Source organism: Allobosea sp. LjRoot9 (genome assembly GCF_964252745.1).
Classification (GTDB): domain Bacteria; phylum Pseudomonadota; class Alphaproteobacteria; order Rhizobiales; family Beijerinckiaceae; genus Allobosea.
In genome coordinates, this window is sequence record NZ_CAXUPC020000001.1 from 1,187,707 (window position 1) to 1,203,828 (window position 16,122).

A 16,122-nucleotide genomic window follows, 5' to 3' on the forward strand; every position below is an offset into this window, starting at 1 on the left:
GCGAATGAAGGCGATCAGCTGATCTTCTGCAATGCTCCTGCCGCGATGAGCGCATTCACCGCGTCCTGCAGCTTTGCCTCTCCTCCCGCGGACAATTCCCCCACCGGCGGCAAGGACCGGCCGATCGGCAGCCCGAGCATCGCAAAGGCGCGGCGCACGCCTTCGGGGAACTGCTCCGAGAACAGGGCGTCCATCAGCGGGTTCAAGCGCCCCTGGGCCGCCAGCGCTTCGCTGACTCGCCCGGTCTCGGCAAGCATCTGGACATTCGCCCAATAGTCCGGGAGCAGCGATGCGGAGGTCAGGATGCCGCCCTTCGCGCCCAGGATTACCTGCTGGACGAACAAAGTGTCCTGGCCGCTCAGCAGGCAGAACGTATCGCTGACCAGCTTCGACAGCTGGTCGAGATGGTAGAGATCGGTGTTGGAGGCCTTCATGCCGACGATGAGACGCTCCGCCTCCATCCGTGCGATCGTCGCAGGCGCCGTGACGATGTGGGCACGATAGGGATTGTCGTAGAAGATGATCGGCAGCTTGAGCTCAGGCGCCAGCGCCCGGAAATAGCGCAGCACGCCCTCCTGATCAGCCCGCGTATAATAAGGCGGGATCACCATGAGGCCGTCGGCACCAGCCTCGCGGTAAAGCCGCCCGGTATCGAGTGCTCCACCCAGGCCCGGATCGAGCACGCCGGCGATGATCGGCACGCGCCTGGCCGCAGCGGATACGGTGACCTCCAGCACGCGCTTGCGCGCAGCTGCCGTCAGCGCCGTCGCTTCGCCGGTGCCGCCAAGCGGCACGAGGCCTGATGCACCCTTCTCGATCTGATAGGCGACGATGCGCTCCAGCCCGTTCTCGTCGATCGAACCGTCAGCCTTCAAGGGCGTGGGAAAGGCGGGGATCAGGCCGCGGAACATCAGATCAGCCATCATGCGCTCGCTGTCGTTCTCAGTTGCCGGAATCTCAATTGCCGAGATGGATCCAGGTGGCCTTCAGCTCGGTGTATTTCTCAAGCGCGTGCAGGGATTTGTCGCGGCCGAAGCCGGACTGCTTGAAGCCGCCGAAGGGGGACGAGATGTCGCCGTGATCGAAGCAGTTGACCCAGACCACGCCGGCGCGCAGCGCCGAGGACGCCTTGAAGGCCTTGTTGATGTCACGGGTCCAGACGGCGGCCGCCAGCCCGTAGATCGTGTCGTTGGCGATCGCGACAGCCTCATCGAGATCCTTGGCCGCGATGGTGGCGAGCACCGGGCCGAAGATCTCCTCCTGGGCGATCGTCATGCCGCTCGTCACATCGTCGAACAGGGTCGCCTCGATGAAACAGCCCTCGCCGGCGATACGCTTGCCGCCGAGCCGCAGCCTGGCGCCCTCAGCCCTGCCCTTCTCGATATAGGCCATCACGCGCTCGGTCTGGCCGGCATCGACCATTGCACCCATCTCGGTCGTGGCATCGAGCGGGTCGCCGACCTTGATCGCCGCGCCGACCGCCATGACCTTCTCGACGACCTGATCTTTGACGCTCTGCTCGATGATCAGGCGGGAGCCGGCATTGCAGACCTCGCCCTGGTTATAGAAGATGCCCCAGGCAGCGGCGGTCGCGGCAGCGTCGAGATCGGGCGCATCGGCAAGGATGATGTTGGGGCTCTTGCCACCGCATTCCAGACCGATCCGCTTCATGTTGGACTGACCGGAGTACTGCAGGAAGTATTTCCCGACCTCGGTCGAGCCGGTAAAGGCCACCGCATCGACATCCATGTGCAGGCCGAGCGCCCGGCCAGCTTTCTCGCCATAGCCGGGCAGCACATTGAAGACGCCGTCGGGGATGCCTGCCTGCGTCGCCAGTTCCGCGAGCTTGATCGCGGTCAGTGAGGATTGCTCGGCCGGCTTGAGAATGAGGGAATTGCCAGCTGCCAGGATCGGGCCGATCTTCCAGGCCGCCATCAGCAGCGGGAAATTCCACGGCACGACCGCGGCCACCACGCCGAGCGGCTCGCGCCTGATCAAGGAGATTGCCGTCGGCGGCGTTGGCGCGATCTCATCATAGACCTTGTCGATCGCCTCGGCGTACCAGCGGATGCACTGCGCTGAGAGCGGCAGGTCGACAGCCAGGCTGTCGCGGATCGGCTTGCCCATGTCGAGCGTCTCGAGCAGCGCGAGCTCTTCGGTGTGCGCCGAGATCAGGTCTGCGAAGGCGGCGAGCCGTGTCTTGCGCTCGCGGGGCGCCATGCGAGACCAGACGCCGGACTCGAAAGCCTTGCGTGCGACGGCAACCGCGCGGTCGACATCCTCCGCCTCGCAGGCTGCGACCTGGGTCAGAACCTTGCCGGTCGCGGGGTTGACGCAGGCGAATGTGGAACCGGACAGGGAGGGCAGATAGTGACCACCGATGAAAGCCTGACCATTGATGGAGAGCGCCGCGGCGCGGGCGTGCCAGTCGATCGAAGCGGACATGGATATCTTTCCGGAAAGGGCCCAGCCAATCGGCCGGCGGAGCCCGACGATAGGAAGTTTCCCTGGCCCGCTCTAGTACAAATTTTTCGTTTTCTGAAAATTGGTTTGGCATCTTCATGATATGCCGTTATCCGTATAGCGTGTGAGACCCCGCCGCCGCGACCGGAGCAGCGGCGGCCGAGCCATGGATGCGTCCCGTCAATGCCGCAGATCAAGATCGTCGACGACAGCGCCTCGCGCGCAGCGCCCAGCACGACCGATCCCGATGACGAGACGCAGAAGCTGGGGCAGCGCATCCGCGATCTGAGATCGAAGGCGGGCATGACGCTGACGGAGCTGTCGAAGGCGACAGGCGTCTCCATCGGTACCTTGTCGCAGCTTGAGCGCGGCCTCGTCTCGCCGACTGTCCGGACCGTCTACACGGTCGCGAATGCGCTCGGCGTCATGCCGGCCTGGCTCATCGATCCCTCGCAAAACACCTCAAAAGGTACCGAAAGCCAGTATATCGTCCGCGCTGGCCAGCGCTCGCGATTGCTCGACATCGACGGCATCCGGAAGGACATCGCCTCACCGGCAGCCAGCGAAAGGCTCAGGGGTTTTTTCATGGTCATCCAGCCCGGCTGCAGCTCCGGAGCGCAGCCCTACACGCATAAGGGTGAGGAGATCGGGTTTCTCCTGTCGGGAACGTTGGAGCTCCAGATCGATGGCGAAACCTACAGCCTGAACGAAGGCGACTGCTTCGCCTTCTCGAGCTCCAAGCCGCATCACTTCGCGAATGTCACGGCGCGACCCGCCTCGGTCTTCTGGGTCAACGCCGATATCTGATGCGGCTCAGATTTTCAGAATTTTGAAAATCTCAATTGCGCTCCTGAAAATCGACTGCCATAGTTCCGGCGCTCGCCACCCCTGGTGAGCATTGCGAGGCGCCGCTGCGCCTGCCGGATCGAAGGAAGCGCCGCAGGTGGCCCAATCAGGCACGGCATCGGAACTCAGCCTGCCCTCGGCGCTGATGCTGTTGGCGCCGCTGACCCTGCTGATGCTGGCGATCCTGGTCTATCCGCTGGCGCTCACTGTCTGGACCAGCGTCTATCCCGGCCAGTTTTCACTCCAGGCCTATGCGGAGCTTCTGAGCAGCACTCTGTTCCTCAAGGTGCTGAAGAACACGTTCGAGATCAGCCTGTCCGGCACGCTCGTCAGCCTGCTCATCGGCTACCCCGTGGCGATGCATCTGGCGGCGCAGCCGCCGAGCCGGCGCACCGCTTATCTCATCATGGTCATGCTGCCGTTCTGGACCAGCATCCTGGTGAAAAGCTTCGCGCTCACCGCCGTGTTCGGCAATCAGGGCCTCGTCAATCAACTGCTCGGCTTCGTCAGCGGCGGCCAGATCAACCTGCCGATGATGTTCAACCGCGTCGGCGTCATCCTCGGCATGATCAATTTCCTGCTGCCCTTCATGATCCTGTCGATCCTCGGCAGCCTCCTGGCCCAGGACCGCACCCTGATCCTGGCGGCAGAGACCATGGGCGCCAAGCCGCTGCGGATCTTCTGGAAGATCACACTGCCGCTCAGCCTGCCCGGTGTGATCGCCGGCGTGCTGATCAACATCACCTTGTCCATCGGCATGTACATCACCCCTGCCCTGCTCGGCGGGCGGCAGGACATGATGGTCGCCAATCTGGTCGACTTCTACACGCGCCAGACGCTCGACTGGACGGCCGCATCGGCGACGGCAGTCGTATTGCTCCTGATTTCCGGCGTCCTGGTCGCGTTGCTCGGCAAAGTGCGCGGCGCCTCCGGTCTCTCGGGAGCAGCCGCATGAACGCGCTCTTCGGCTCGAGCCGGCTTAATCGCAACCTGATCGCGACGGCGGCCTGGCTCTGCTACGTCTTCCTGCTGCTCCCGAGCCTGATCGTCATCCCGATCTCGTTCGGCAATCCAGGCCAGATCGAGTTCCCGCCGCGGCAATTTACGCTCGCGCTCTATCAGCAGTTCTTCACCGATCCGGCCTGGTGGGGCTCGATGGTGCAGAGCCTTCTCGTGGCGACTGTGACCACCGTGCTGACGCTGATCCTCGCCGTGCCCGCCGCCTATGCGCTGGTGCGCTCGCGGCTGCCGGGACGCAGCCTGCTGCGCGGCCTGTTCATGATGCCGATGCTGGTGCCCGTCATCGTGCTGGGGCTTGGGCTGTATTTGCAGTTCTCGAACTGGGGCCTGCTCGATACGACGACCGGCCTCGTTCTCTCGCACATCATGCTGACGACGCCCTTCATCATGGTGTCGGTGATGTCGGGTCTGCAGCACTCGGACGTCTCGCTGGAGACGGTCGCCTCGATCATGGGTGCCTCGCGGCCGGTCATTTTCTTCCGCGTCGTGCTGCCCCAGTTGAAGGCGTCGATCGCGGTCGGGTCGCTCTTCGCCTTCCTGATGTCGCTGGACGAGGTCGTCGTCGCCTATTTCCTCACTGGAACCAAGGCGATGACCCTGCCGGTGAAGATGTACAGCTCGATCCGCTGGGAGCTCACGCCGGTCCTCGCGGCTGTCTCCACCCTGCTCACTTTGCTGTCGCTGCTGATCGCCCTGGGCATCATCGCCCTGCAGCGCAAGACCGAGGCTAATCCATGACTGCCACGCCCATGACTGTCGCGCCCGCACCGGCCAGCATCCCGGTCGCCGAAGGCGATCGGGCGATGGTCGAACTTCAAGGCGTCACCAAGCGCTATGGCGAGGTCGATGCCCTCAAGCGCGTCGATTTGACGATCCGCAAGGGTGAGTTCGTCACGCTGCTCGGCCCCAGCGGCTCGGGCAAATCCACTTTGCTCAACCTGATCGCCGGCATGATCACGCCCAGTTCCGGTCGCATCGTCATCGACGGGCGCGACGCTACCACGCTGCCGACGAACCAGCGGGGCCTCGGCATGGTCTTCCAGAACTACGCCCTGATGCCGCATATGACCGTATTTGAGAACATCGCCTTCCCGCTGCAGGTCCGGCATCTGCCGAAGGACGAGATCAAGTGCAAGGTCGAGCAGGTGCTCGACCTGATCCAGCTCGGCCATGTCGCCGGCCGCCGCCCGCGCGAACTCTCGGGCGGCCAGCAGCAGCGCATCTCGCTCGCCCGCTGCATCGTCTACAATCCCGCGCTGATCCTGATGGACGAGCCGCTCGGCGCGCTCGACAAGAACCTGCGTGAGCAGATGCAGCTCGAGATCAAGCGCCTGCATGCCGATCTCGGCATCACCATGCTCTACGTCACCCATGACCAGGACGAAGCGCTGACGATGTCGGATCGCATCGTGCTGATGAATGGCGGCAAGATCGAGCAGCAGGGCCAGCCCGACGAACTCTATTTCAAGCCCGCGACCGTCTTCTCCGCCGAATTCATCGGCAGCTCGAACCTCATTCCCGGAATCGTGGAAGCAGGCGGGCCGGGCGGCCTTTCGCTGCGCACGGCCATCGGGACGTTCCCTGTGCCCGCAGCCGACTTCGCCGTCTCGACCGGGGACAAGGCCATGCTCCTCGTGCGTCCCGAGAACATGACGCTGACTGGCGGACTGGGGGTGACGAGCGTCAGCGGCAAGATCGACGATTCGATCCTACTCGGAGGCGTCGTCAGGCATTTCGTCCGCTGCGAGGACCAGTCGACGATCATCGTCCAGGAGCTGAACCAGCCCGACCGCCCGATCGCAAAGCGTGGTGACGAGGTCCGGGCCGGCTGGCCGCCGGCGCATGCGCGTCTGCTGCCGCCTTCCACGCCCCACTGAAAGCCGATGCCTGCCTTCGATCGACACGAAATCAATAAGGGGAGAACGGTGACCATGATTGACAAGACATTCTCGACCTCGCGCCGCGGCCTGCTGCGCGGCGGAGCCGCCGGCCTTGCAGGCTTGATCGCGGCACCCGCCATCTTCACCGGACGCGCGCAAGCGGCAGACAAGACGCTGACCGTGACCTCCTGGGGCGGCGACTACAACAAGTCGGTGCGCGAAGTTTTCGCCGATCCCTTCACCAAGGAAACCGGTATCCCGGTCACGCTCGTCGACAATGGCGACATGGCCAAGGTCAAGGCCCAGGTCCTCAGCAAGGCCGTGCAGTGGGACGTCATCGACGCCCCCGCCGCCTTCGCGACCTCAGGCGCCAAGGATGACCTGTGGGAGCCGCTCGATATGTCGATCATCAAGCCCGGCGAGGTCGTGCAGGCCGGCGCTCCCACTTACATGCCGATCTATCTCTATAGCGGCGGGCTGCTCTGGGACGCCAAGCGCCATCCCGACGGCAAGCACCCGGTCGATTTCGCCGGCTTCTACGACGTCAAGAAATACCCTGGACGGCGCGTGATGCGCGCTCTCGCCTCCGAGACGCTCGAAGTCGCGCTGGTGGCCGATGGCGTGGCGCCGAAGGACCTCTACCCGCTCGACGTCGACCGCGCCTTCCGGGCCCTCGATCGGATCAAGCCGCATGTCACCAAATGGACCAGCACCACACCCGAGCAGGTCAACTCGGTGGTCCAGAACGAGGGCGACTTCTCCTATAGCTACTTCAACCGGGTGAAGGCGGCGCAGAAGGCCGGATCGCCGCTCGACTTCTCCTTCGAGCAAACCGTCAATTCGCTCGACTATTTCGCTGTGCCGAAGGGCTCGCAGAACAAGGAAGCGGCGATGCGCTTCATCAATTTCTGCCTCCGGCCCGATCGCCAGGTCGAATGGGCGATCCGCGGCTACTACCTGCCCAACACGGTCGCGGCGGTGGAGCAGGTCAAGGCCTCGCCGGCGAAGGCTTATCTCCCCGACCTGACGAACGGCAAGAACGTCATCGTCAACGCGGAATGGTGGAGCGCGAACTATACCGCCGCCCAGAAGCGCTATGCCGAGTGGATGCTGAGCTGAGCTCAAACCCTCTTGCAACCATGCCGCTCCGGGAGCTTCCGGAGCGGTTTCCACTCTCCAGCGCCTCAAGAACGCCATGACGCACGAAGCTCTCCTCGCGGATCTCAGGACCATCGTCGGGGAGCGCTACGTCGTCACCCAACCCGGCGATGTCGCCCCCTTCGTCACTGACCACCGCACTCGCTATCACGGCGAAGCGCTGGCGGTGGTGAAGCCGGCGAATACAGACGAGGTCTCGCATGTCGTCGCGACCTGTGCGCAGGCTGGCGTCGCCATCGTGCCGCAGGGCGGCAATACCGGCCTGTGCGGCGGCGCGACGCCGCTTTCGGGCAAGCCCGGCATCGTTTTGCGTCTCGATCGCATGAACCGCATCCGCGCCTTCTCGGTCGCGGAGGAGACGATCACGGTCGAGGCCGGCTGCATTCTTGCCGAGATCCAGGCTGCGGCTGTGCGTGAAGGCCTGCTCTTTCCCCTGAGCCTCGGCGCCGAGGGCAGCTGCCAGATCGGCGGCAATATCGGGACCAATGCCGGTGGCATCTCCGTGCTGCGCTACGGCAATACGCGTCAGCTCGTGCTCGGCCTTGAGGTCGTCCTGCCCGATGGAACCGTGCTCGACAGTCTGCGCCGGCTGCGCAAGGACAATGCCGGCTACGATCTGAAGCAGCTCTTCATCGGTGCGGAAGGCACGCTCGGCGTCGTCACCGCAGCGGTGCTGAAGCTGTTCCCGGCGGTGCGGACCCGTTCGATCGCATTGATGCAGCTCGCCAGCGTCGAGGACGCGCTCGCGATGTTCGAGCGGGCGCGAAAGGTTTTCGGCGAGCAGATTTCGAGCTTCGAGATCATCGGCTCGTCCTACATGGATTTCGTCCTGCGCTACGTTCAGGGCACGACAATGCCCTTCGCCCAGAAGGCGCCGTGGTACCTCCTGCTCGAAGCCGGCGACGCTTTGCCGGACTCCGATATCGGGCAATCCATGGAAAGCCTGCTGGCCGAGGCCTTCGAGGCCGGGCTGGTCAGCGACGCGATCATCGCGGCAAGCCTCGCCCAGGAGGAGGCGATCTGGAAACTGCGCCATGGCGTGACCGGCGAGTTCAAGCTCGCGGGCAAGACCATGTCGCATGACAGCTCGGTCCCGGTCGCGCAGCAGCCGGAATTCACGGCCCGCATCGAAGCCGGCATCCTCGCCGCCTATCCGGATGCGAATGTGATGATGGTCGGCCATATCGGCGACGGCAACATCCATGTCGTCGTGCTGTTCCCGCATGAGCGTTTCGCCGACGTCCAGGCGTATGAGGACGCTTCCGACGCGATCGACGTCATCGTCGACGATATCGCCGTAGTGATGGGCGGCAGCATCACCGCCGAGCACGGCGTCGGCACGAGCTATCGCAAGCGCCTGGCGCGGACCAAGAGCAGCGCCGAACTCGCCTTGATGAAGGGCATCAAGCAGCTGCTCGACCCGGCCGGCCTGATGAACCCTGGAAAGATCTTCCTCGAAGCCGGCACGGACTGATGCTGATCGCCGGATGCCATGAGCACCCGGCGCCCGCATGCCACAGGCGTTCCCAAGCCAGGGACAGGCGCCGCCAAGGCCGTTGGAACATGTCATGACCGAGCCGACATTGAAGCCCGATCCTACATTGAAGCCCGATCCTACATCGAAACCATTGCCCCCGAACGTCTACCAACTCGATGCGCCGGCGGCTCCCGACACCCCGCCCCTCGCGGGCTCGCTTCGGACCTCGGTCGCCATTATCGGCGGCGGGATCGTCGGGCTGACGACGGCCCTGCACCTGGCGGAAGCCGGCGTCGATGTGACCGTGCTCGAAGCGCAGGAGCCTGGCTGGGGCGCCTCAGGCAATAATGGCGGGCAGCTCAACCCCGGCCTGAAATTCGATCCCGACGTGATCGAGGCCAGCTATGGGCCCGATCTTGGCGCGCGCATGGTCGCCTTCGCCTATGACACGCCCAACCGCACGCTGGCTCTGATCAAGCGCCTTGGCATCGCCTGCGAAGCCCGCCAGAACGGAACCCTGCGCGTGGCCTATAGCGAACGCGCGGTCGCCGGAGTCGAGGCGACTGCGCGCCAATGCATCGCGCGGGGCATGCCGGTGACGATGCTCGATCGAGACAAGATCGCCGAGGCGACAGGCACGGATCGCTACCTTGCCGCCATGCGCGACGATCGCGGCGGCGACGTGAACCCGCTGGCTTATGTGCGTGGCCTGGCCAAGGCGGCGCTGGCTGCCGGTGCGAAGATCCACGGGCGCACCCCCGTGCGGGCTCTCCAGCGAACGCCTACCGGCTGGGTCCTCCAGACCGACCGCGGAACCGTTCAGGCCGACAAGATCCTGATCGCGACGAACGGCTTTACGGACGATCTCTGGAGCAGGCTGAAGCGGACGATCGTCCCGGTGTTCAGCGCCATCGCCGCGAGCGCTCCGCTCCCGAGCGATCTGGCGCGGCGTATCCTCCCGGCGCGCTCATCCGTCTACGAGAGCGGGCGCATCACCGTCTATTATCGGGTCGATACCCATGATCGTCTCTTGATCGGCGGGCGCGGCCCGATGCGTCCGATTTCGCATCCGGGCGACATCGCCTACCTCACCGACTACGCCCAGCGTCTCTGGCCCGAGCTCGCCGGGCAGCCCTGGACCCATGGCTGGAACAGCCGGCTCGCCATGACGCAGGATCACTGGCCGCATCTGCATGAGCCGGCGGAGAACGCGCTGATCTATCTCGGCTGCAACGGCCGCGGCGTCGCCCTGGGCACGGCGATCGCCGAACAATTGGCGGCGCGGTTGATCAAGGGCGCGGCGGCTGAACTGGACTTGCCCCTCGTCTCCCAGAAGCCCATCCGCTTTCATGGCTTCTGGCCCCTGGCAGTGCGCAGCGTCGTCCTTCACGGCCGGATCATGGACCGCCTTGGGTTGTAGGTCTTGGCGCCGGCTGAGCGGCTGGACACTCCGCTGGATCAGATCCTGAACCCACCTTGACCAATTGCCGCCGAAAAGGCGCTGCTCAGGCCTTCGCCCTGCGCCGATAGGCGAAGTAGCGTCCGAGCGGCACGCCCTCGGGCAAAGGCGTCGCCAGCAGCGCCTCGTCGATCAATTCCGAGCCGCTGATGATGAGCGCGTCGTCTGCGGCGAGCGCCGCGACATGCCCTGGCAGCCAGGCCAATGCCACGGCGTCGCGCTCGGGCACACCGGTCGTGGCGTCGACATGAAGCAGGACGGCGCGGCGACCATGCGCAGCGGCGAAGGCCGGCAGCGTCTGCGCCATGTCGCCCAGCACCAGCGCCTCGGGCGGCGGCAGCGAACGCGGATTGGCCCTGGCCTCACGATCGAAGGCGTAGATCACGCGTTCCGGCAGGATCTCGCGCAAATGGTCGTAAGTCCGGCCATTGCCGAGGCCCAGCTCGAGCACGAGCCCGTCCCGCCCCGTGATGGCGGCGGCAGCCCAGTCCAGAACCCGGCGCTGGGCCTCGAGACGGCGGATGAAACTGTCGAGGCGGCTCATGACCTCCCTGATCGGTGGCAAGGCAAGATAAGTCAATCACCTGATGCCCCCACTCCCAGCCATGTGCTTGCTAAAGCAACAGTCCAATGCCCTAATCCGTGAGATAGCAGCCGCGATTGCGCCGCTTTCCATCCCAAATGGCCGAAAAGAGCCTGATTTCACAATTCACGGGAGGTCTCTCATCATGTTCATCTCACGCCGAATCCTGCTGCTGCTCACCGCGGCCGGGCTCGCAACGACAGCGACGGCTCCAGCCGTCGCGCAGACCTGGCCGACAAAGTCGATCACCTTCATCGTGCCTTTCCCCGCCGGCGGCGGCACGGATGCCTTTGCCCGGCCGATCGCGGCGCAGTTGGAGCAGCAGCTCGGCCAGCGCATCATCATCGACAATCGCGGCGGCGCAGGCGGCACGGTCGGCGCCTCGGCTGCCTCGAAAGCTGCACCCGACGGCTACACCTTCTTCATCGGCGCCGCCCATCACACCATCGCGCCCGCGCTCTATCCGAAGCTCGACTATGACATCGAGAAGGATTTCATTCCCGTCGGCGTGATCGCGCAGCCGCCGCAGGTCATCGTCGTCAATCCCAAGAAGGTCGAGGCCAAGACCCTCGCCGAGCTGATCGCCTTCGCCAAGGCCAATCCCGACAAGCTGAACTATGCCTCGGCCGGCAACGGCACGACGCATCACCTGGCCGGCGAGCTCTTCAAGCTCCTGGCGAAGGCGCCGCTCACTCATGTCCCCTACCGTGGCGCCGGCCCTGCCATGCAGGACCTCGTCGCCGGCCAGGTCGACGTGATGTTCGACGGGCTCGGCTCCTCCGCGCCACAGATCTCCGGCGGCGCGCTGCGTGCGCTGGCAGTTGCAGCTCCGACCCGCTCCGAGGTGATCGCCTCAGTCCCGACCGCGAGGGAAGCCGGGCTCGACGGCTACGATGTTGCGACCTGGTATGCGATCTGGGCGACCAAAGGCACGCCGGCACCGATCGTCGCCCGGGTGAGCGAGGAGCTCCAGAAGGCCCTGAAGGCACCGATGATCGTGGAGGCCTGGAAGAGGAACGGATCAGCCATCCCAGCGCTCTACGGGCCGGATTTCGCCAAATTCGTCTCTGCCGAGGTCGTCCGCTGGGGCAAGGTCGTCAACGAAGCGAACATCCGGTTGGAATGAGGTTGTGATCGGCGGGAAGCGCCAGGCGCCCCACCCGCCTTTCACGACTTCGACCTCGCCGGGCATCCTCATGGCCCATCCTCATCGTCCGCCTCGTCCACCACGGTGCGGGCGATCGCCATGCTGAAGCCAGCGCGCGCCAGCGCAGCCAGATCCTTCTGACGGTTGGCGGCGCGGTCGCCCCTTCCCCAGCGCCCGAGCCGCTTGCGTTTCGCGGCGATGCGCGCCGCGGCCAATTCGTCCTCTGGCTCGGCCGCGCTAGCCTCGGTCGCGAGGTCGCGCGTCACGCCCTTCGCCGCAAGTTTTGCCGCCACCGCCCGCGTGGATTGGCCTCGCCGGCGCAAGCTTGCCGCGCGCGCCTCGGCAAAACGGCGGTCATCGACCAGTCCGGAGGCGACGCAGCGCGCCACCACTTCATCGAGCAAGCTTGAGAACCGGGCAGGCTCGTCGCCATGGTGGCGGCAGCTCAGGACGACCTTGCGCTCCAGCACGCGGCGAAGCTGCGCTGCGGGCGCCGCATAGCGTTCGAGATAGTGCATGGCGGCGCGCTGCAGATAGTCGGGCGTGATGCGACGTGGTGGCTTGCGCTCCGCGCGCTTGCCGCGCGGCACGTCCGAAGCTTCACCCGCCACTAATCCGCCCCTGGCTTGGAGCGGCCGGCTTTGATCGAGGCGCGCTTGTCCTTGGAGACCAGCCGCCGCTCCTTCGAGGCCTTGGTCGGCTTCGTCGGCCGGCGCGTCTGCGGGCGGACCGCCGCCGCCCGGATCAGCTCGAACAAGCGTTCCCGCGCCTCCTCGCGATTGCGTTTCTGGCTGCGCTGCGCCTGCGCCACGATGACGATGACGCCATCCTGCGTCAGCCGGCTGCCGGCGAGCTTCATCAGGCGCACCGCGACGTCATTTGGCAGCGAGGGCGAGCGCCGGATGTCGAATTTGAGCTGAACCGCGCTCGACACCTTGTTGACGTGCTGGCCGCCTGGGCCAGAGGCGCGCACGAAGCTTTCCTCGAGCTCGCTCTCGTCGATCACGATGGACGGCGTCACTTGAATCATGGGACGAGGCTATCTCACTTCACGGAGATTTGCAGCGTTGAAGCCTTCCCGCGACATCGCCCGCCTGATCGAGATCATGGCGGCGCTCCGCACGCCCGGTACGGGCTGCCCCTGGGATCTGGAGCAGGATTTCGCTTCGATCGCGCCCTATACGGTCGAGGAGGCCTATGAGGTCGCCGATGCGATAGCACGCGGCGACAGGCTCGACCTCAAGGACGAGCTCGGCGATCTGTTGCTGCAGGTGGTCTACCACGCGCAGATGGCGCAGGAGGAAGGCGCTTTCGCCTTTCCCGACGTGGTCGAGGCCGTCACCACCAAGATGATTCGCCGCCACCCGCATGTCTTTGGCGATGCGCGTGATCTGTCTCCCGCTGAGGTCAAGGCGCTCTGGCACAGCATCAAGGCGCAGGAAAGGGCTGAGAAGGCCGCAGCGCGGCAAGCGGCCGGGCTACCCGAGCAGGTCGAGGACAAGGGCGTGCTGGCGGGCGTCACCCAGAGCCTGCCCGCCCTCAGCCGCGCCTGGAAACTCCAGGCCAAAGCCTCGACCGTCGGCTTCGATTGGAACGACGCCAGGCTCGTGCTCGACAAGGTCCGGGAAGAGACCGCCGAAATCGAGGAGGCGCTCGCACTCGGCGACAAGGCGGCGATCCGGGAGGAAATCGGCGATCTGCTCTTCGTCGTCGCCAATCTCGCCCGCCATGTCGATGCCGACCCGGAAGGCTGCCTCCACGCCGCCAACGCCAAGTTCGAGCGCCGCTTCAAGGGCATCGAGGCCGCGCTGGAGGCTCAAGGGCGCCACGCGAAGGACGCCACGCTCGAAGAGCTGGAAGCGCTCTGGCAACAGGTCAAGCGCGCGGAGAAGGCATCGCTGCCCCGCACAGGCTGAGGCGCGAGGCCGCGGCCCTAGCCACTCACTATGTCAGATGCAAGCCGCCATCGACGTCCAGAATCACCCCAGTGACGAAGGCGTTTCCCATCAGGAAGAGCACCGCATCAGCGACCTCATCCGCCTGGCCGGGGCGGGCGAGCGGAGCCTTGCCATATGAACTCTCAAACAGGCCAGCCGGCTTGTCATCCCACCAGCCCGTATCGATCACGCCCGGCGATACCGCATTGATGCGGATTGGCGCCAACTCCCGCGCCAGAGTCACGACCATGCGCTCGAGCGCGCCATTGACGGCTGCGAGCCCTGAGGTTCCGGGATTTGCCAGCCGCGACGAAGCCGCCGTGATGAAGACCATGGAGCCGGCGGATTGAAGCGTCGGAAGCGCCGCCTGGGCTGCGTTCCATTGCGCCCAGAACTTGGCTTCGAAGCCGGCGCGCAGCCCGTCGCCGTCGAGTTCGCGAAACGCTCCGGCCCCGCGACCGCCGGAAGCCGCCAAGACCAGGTGGTTGAAAGGCCCAAGCCTCTGAAAGAACAGCGCCAGGGCAGTGCGATCCTGGGCATCAACGATTTCGCCACGCGCTGACGGTCCGATCGTGGAGACTGCGGCCTCCAGCTTCGTCTTTTCACGTCCAATGATGACCACGCGCGCGCCTTGCGAGGCCGCCAGCTGCGCGACGGCCAGGCCAATTCCGGAAGAACCGCCAATCACGACAACCGTTTCATCCGCGCCAATCATGCGATGTGCTCCTCGACCGAGATCACATTATCCGCTGCGTTTGGAGGCCTAGCTTTGTCGCTCCGCCTCCGGGAACCGCGCGCCAAAGGCCCCTTCCCGCTCCGGCGGCAGCCGCACGACGAGGCTCAGCGCCCCGTCCTCCGCATCCGCCCGCTCCAGGATTTCACCGTTGGCGTGCAGCCAGGCAAGCGATTTGCCGTCGCCGGGTGCCAGCACCAGCCGGTAGACCGGTCGGCTCCTGGCGATGCGCGCCTCGATCGCGTCCGTCAGCCTGGCAATGCCGTCGCCAGTCAGCGCCGAGACCAGCACCGGCCGCGAAGCCTCGGACTTCAATGCGACGAGGCCAAGCTGGCGCTCGCGTTCCGACCCATCGAGCAGGTCCGACTTGTTCCAGACCTCGATCACGCGTTGGCCATCGTCGGGATCGATGCCGAGATCGCGCAGGATGCCTTGCACGTCGGCGGCCTGGGCCTGCGTGTCCTCATGCGCCACGTCACGGACATGCAGCAGCACATCGGCCTCGATTGCATCTTCCAGCGTCGCGCGGAAGGCCGCGACGAGCTGCGTCGGCAGGTCCGAGATGAAGCCGACCGTGTCCGAGAGCATGATCCGCGCGCCGTGCGGCAGCTTGATCGCGCGCGCGGTCGGGTCGAGCGTGGCAAACAGCATGTCCTGCGCCAGCACCTCCGCCGAGGTCAGCCGGTTGAACAGCGTCGATTTCCCGGCATTGGTATAACCGACCAGCGCAACCACCGGATAAGGCACACGTTTACGGCTTGCGCGATGGAGCGAGCGGGTCCGCTTCACGCTCTCAAGATCGCGCTCGATCTTGGTCATGCGCTCCTGGATGATGCGCCGGTCCGCCTCGATCTGCGTCTCGCCGGGGCCGCCGAGGAAGCCGAAGCCGCCGCGCTGGCGCTCAAGATGGGTCCAGGACCGCACCAGCCGGCTCTTCTGGTAGTTGAGATGTGCAAGCTCGACCTGCAGCGTGCCTTCGCGTGTGCGCGCCCGCCGACCGAAGATCTCGAGGATCAGGCCGGTGCGGTCGATCACCTTGCAGCCGAACGCTTTCTCGAGATTGCGCTGCTGCACCGGCGACAACGCACAATCCATCACGACAAGGCCGATTTCCTCGATCTTGATGCGCTCGGCCAGCTCCTCGACCTTGCCCTTGCCGAGGTAGGTGGCAGGACGAAACGCCGTGAGCAGAACCTGGATCGGCTCGATGACGGTCAGATCGATGGCGGCGGCGAGGCCGACGGCCTCATCGAGCCGTGCCGCGAAGGAGCGCTGATTCGTGTCAGCGCTACCCGCGCCGCGGCGCTGCGAATACGGGCCTACGACATAGGCGCGTGTATTGGCCGCGATATCGCGTTCGATCTCGTCGAGCGGCTTGACGGTCTTCTCGGTCTCGTCTGCCCCGTCGCGACCGGCCAT

Annotated in this window: 16 protein-coding genes; 9 read left to right on the forward strand and 7 right to left on the reverse strand. The window is 65.3% G+C overall.

Going from position 1 to position 16,122, the window contains the following annotated elements; all coding sequences use genetic code 11:
* Positions 1 to 14: 14 nt before the first annotated feature.
* Entirely contained in the window at positions 15 to 923 is a 909-nt protein-coding gene (locus tag ACSQ3P_RS05615; protein ID WP_436164601.1) for a dihydrodipicolinate synthase family protein, read from the reverse strand.
* A 34-nt stretch (positions 924 to 957) separates the two neighbouring features.
* Positions 958 to 2,445, reverse strand: coding sequence for an aldehyde dehydrogenase (locus ACSQ3P_RS05620; protein WP_436164602.1), 1,488 nt, complete (start codon positions 2,443 to 2,445; stop codon positions 958 to 960).
* A gap of 201 nt (positions 2,446 to 2,646) precedes the next feature.
* Here ACSQ3P_RS05620 and ACSQ3P_RS05625 point away from each other — a divergent pair, with 201 nt between their 5' ends.
* From ACSQ3P_RS05625 to ACSQ3P_RS05655, 7 genes are all read left to right on the forward strand, one after another.
* Positions 2,647 to 3,270 carry a cupin domain-containing protein gene (locus ACSQ3P_RS05625; RefSeq protein WP_436164603.1) on the forward strand — a complete coding sequence of 208 codons (624 nt, stop codon included), beginning with the start codon at positions 2,647 to 2,649 and terminating at the stop codon, positions 3,268 to 3,270.
* A 136-nt stretch (positions 3,271 to 3,406) separates the two neighbouring features.
* The gene (locus ACSQ3P_RS05630; RefSeq protein ID WP_436164604.1) at positions 3,407 to 4,264 is read left to right on the forward strand and encodes an ABC transporter permease; all 858 of its coding nucleotides are present in this window, start codon (positions 3,407 to 3,409) and stop codon (positions 4,262 to 4,264) included.
* Positions 4,261 to 5,067, forward strand: a complete 807-nt coding sequence (locus tag ACSQ3P_RS05635; RefSeq protein WP_436164605.1) for an ABC transporter permease — start codon at positions 4,261 to 4,263, stop codon at positions 5,065 to 5,067. Before ACSQ3P_RS05630 ends, ACSQ3P_RS05635 begins: the two co-directional genes overlap by 4 nt.
* A complete protein-coding gene (locus ACSQ3P_RS05640) occupies positions 5,064 to 6,206 on the forward strand; it encodes an ABC transporter ATP-binding protein (RefSeq protein WP_436164606.1) in 1,143 nt (380 codons plus the stop codon). The genes ACSQ3P_RS05635 and ACSQ3P_RS05640 overlap by 4 nt, the downstream gene beginning before the upstream one ends.
* A 54-nt stretch (positions 6,207 to 6,260) precedes the next feature.
* On the forward strand, positions 6,261 to 7,328 hold the full coding sequence (locus ACSQ3P_RS05645; protein ID WP_436164607.1) for a polyamine ABC transporter substrate-binding protein: 1,068 nt from the start codon (positions 6,261 to 6,263) through the stop codon (positions 7,326 to 7,328).
* 76 nt (positions 7,329 to 7,404) lie between these two features.
* The gene (locus ACSQ3P_RS05650; protein ID WP_436164608.1) at positions 7,405 to 8,841 is read left to right on the forward strand and encodes an FAD-binding oxidoreductase; all 1,437 of its coding nucleotides are present in this window, start codon (positions 7,405 to 7,407) and stop codon (positions 8,839 to 8,841) included.
* Between the two features lie 94 nt (positions 8,842 to 8,935).
* Entirely contained in the window at positions 8,936 to 10,264 is a 1,329-nt protein-coding gene (locus tag ACSQ3P_RS05655) for an NAD(P)/FAD-dependent oxidoreductase (protein WP_436164609.1), read from the forward strand.
* Positions 10,265 to 10,349: 85 nt separating this feature from the next.
* Here the strand turns inward: ACSQ3P_RS05655 and ACSQ3P_RS05660 are convergent, their stop codons facing one another.
* Positions 10,350 to 10,847 (reverse strand): class I SAM-dependent methyltransferase, encoded by a 498-nt coding sequence (locus ACSQ3P_RS05660; RefSeq protein WP_436164610.1) that lies wholly within the window; start codon positions 10,845 to 10,847, stop codon positions 10,350 to 10,352.
* Positions 10,848 to 11,031: 184 nt separating this feature from the next.
* On the opposite strand from ACSQ3P_RS05660, the gene ACSQ3P_RS05665 reads away from it, so the two are divergent.
* Complete coding sequence (locus ACSQ3P_RS05665; protein WP_436164611.1) at positions 11,032 to 12,012, forward strand: Bug family tripartite tricarboxylate transporter substrate binding protein; 981 nt, start codon at positions 11,032 to 11,034, stop codon at positions 12,010 to 12,012.
* Between the two features lie 68 nt (positions 12,013 to 12,080).
* Here ACSQ3P_RS05665 and ACSQ3P_RS05670 read toward each other — a convergent pair whose 3' ends face one another.
* Positions 12,081 to 12,644 (reverse strand): regulatory protein RecX, encoded by a 564-nt coding sequence (locus tag ACSQ3P_RS05670; RefSeq protein WP_436164612.1) that lies wholly within the window; start codon positions 12,642 to 12,644, stop codon positions 12,081 to 12,083.
* A complete protein-coding gene (gene arfB / locus ACSQ3P_RS05675) occupies positions 12,644 to 13,063 on the reverse strand; it encodes an alternative ribosome rescue aminoacyl-tRNA hydrolase ArfB (protein WP_436164613.1) in 420 nt (139 codons plus the stop codon). Before arfB ends, ACSQ3P_RS05670 begins: the two co-directional genes overlap by 1 nt.
* Before the next feature lie 37 nt (positions 13,064 to 13,100).
* On the opposite strand from arfB, the gene mazG reads away from it, so the two are divergent.
* Positions 13,101 to 13,949 carry a nucleoside triphosphate pyrophosphohydrolase gene (gene mazG / locus ACSQ3P_RS05680; RefSeq protein WP_436164614.1) on the forward strand — a complete coding sequence of 283 codons (849 nt, stop codon included), beginning with the start codon at positions 13,101 to 13,103 and terminating at the stop codon, positions 13,947 to 13,949.
* Positions 13,950 to 13,977: 28 nt separating this feature from the next.
* On the opposite strand, the gene ACSQ3P_RS05685 is transcribed toward mazG, so the two are convergent.
* A complete protein-coding gene (locus tag ACSQ3P_RS05685; protein WP_436164615.1) occupies positions 13,978 to 14,685 on the reverse strand; it encodes an SDR family oxidoreductase in 708 nt (235 codons plus the stop codon).
* 48 nt (positions 14,686 to 14,733) lie between these two features.
* Positions 14,734 to 16,122 carry a GTPase HflX gene (gene hflX / locus ACSQ3P_RS05690; RefSeq protein ID WP_436164616.1) on the reverse strand — a complete coding sequence of 463 codons (1,389 nt, stop codon included), beginning with the start codon at positions 16,120 to 16,122 and terminating at the stop codon, positions 14,734 to 14,736.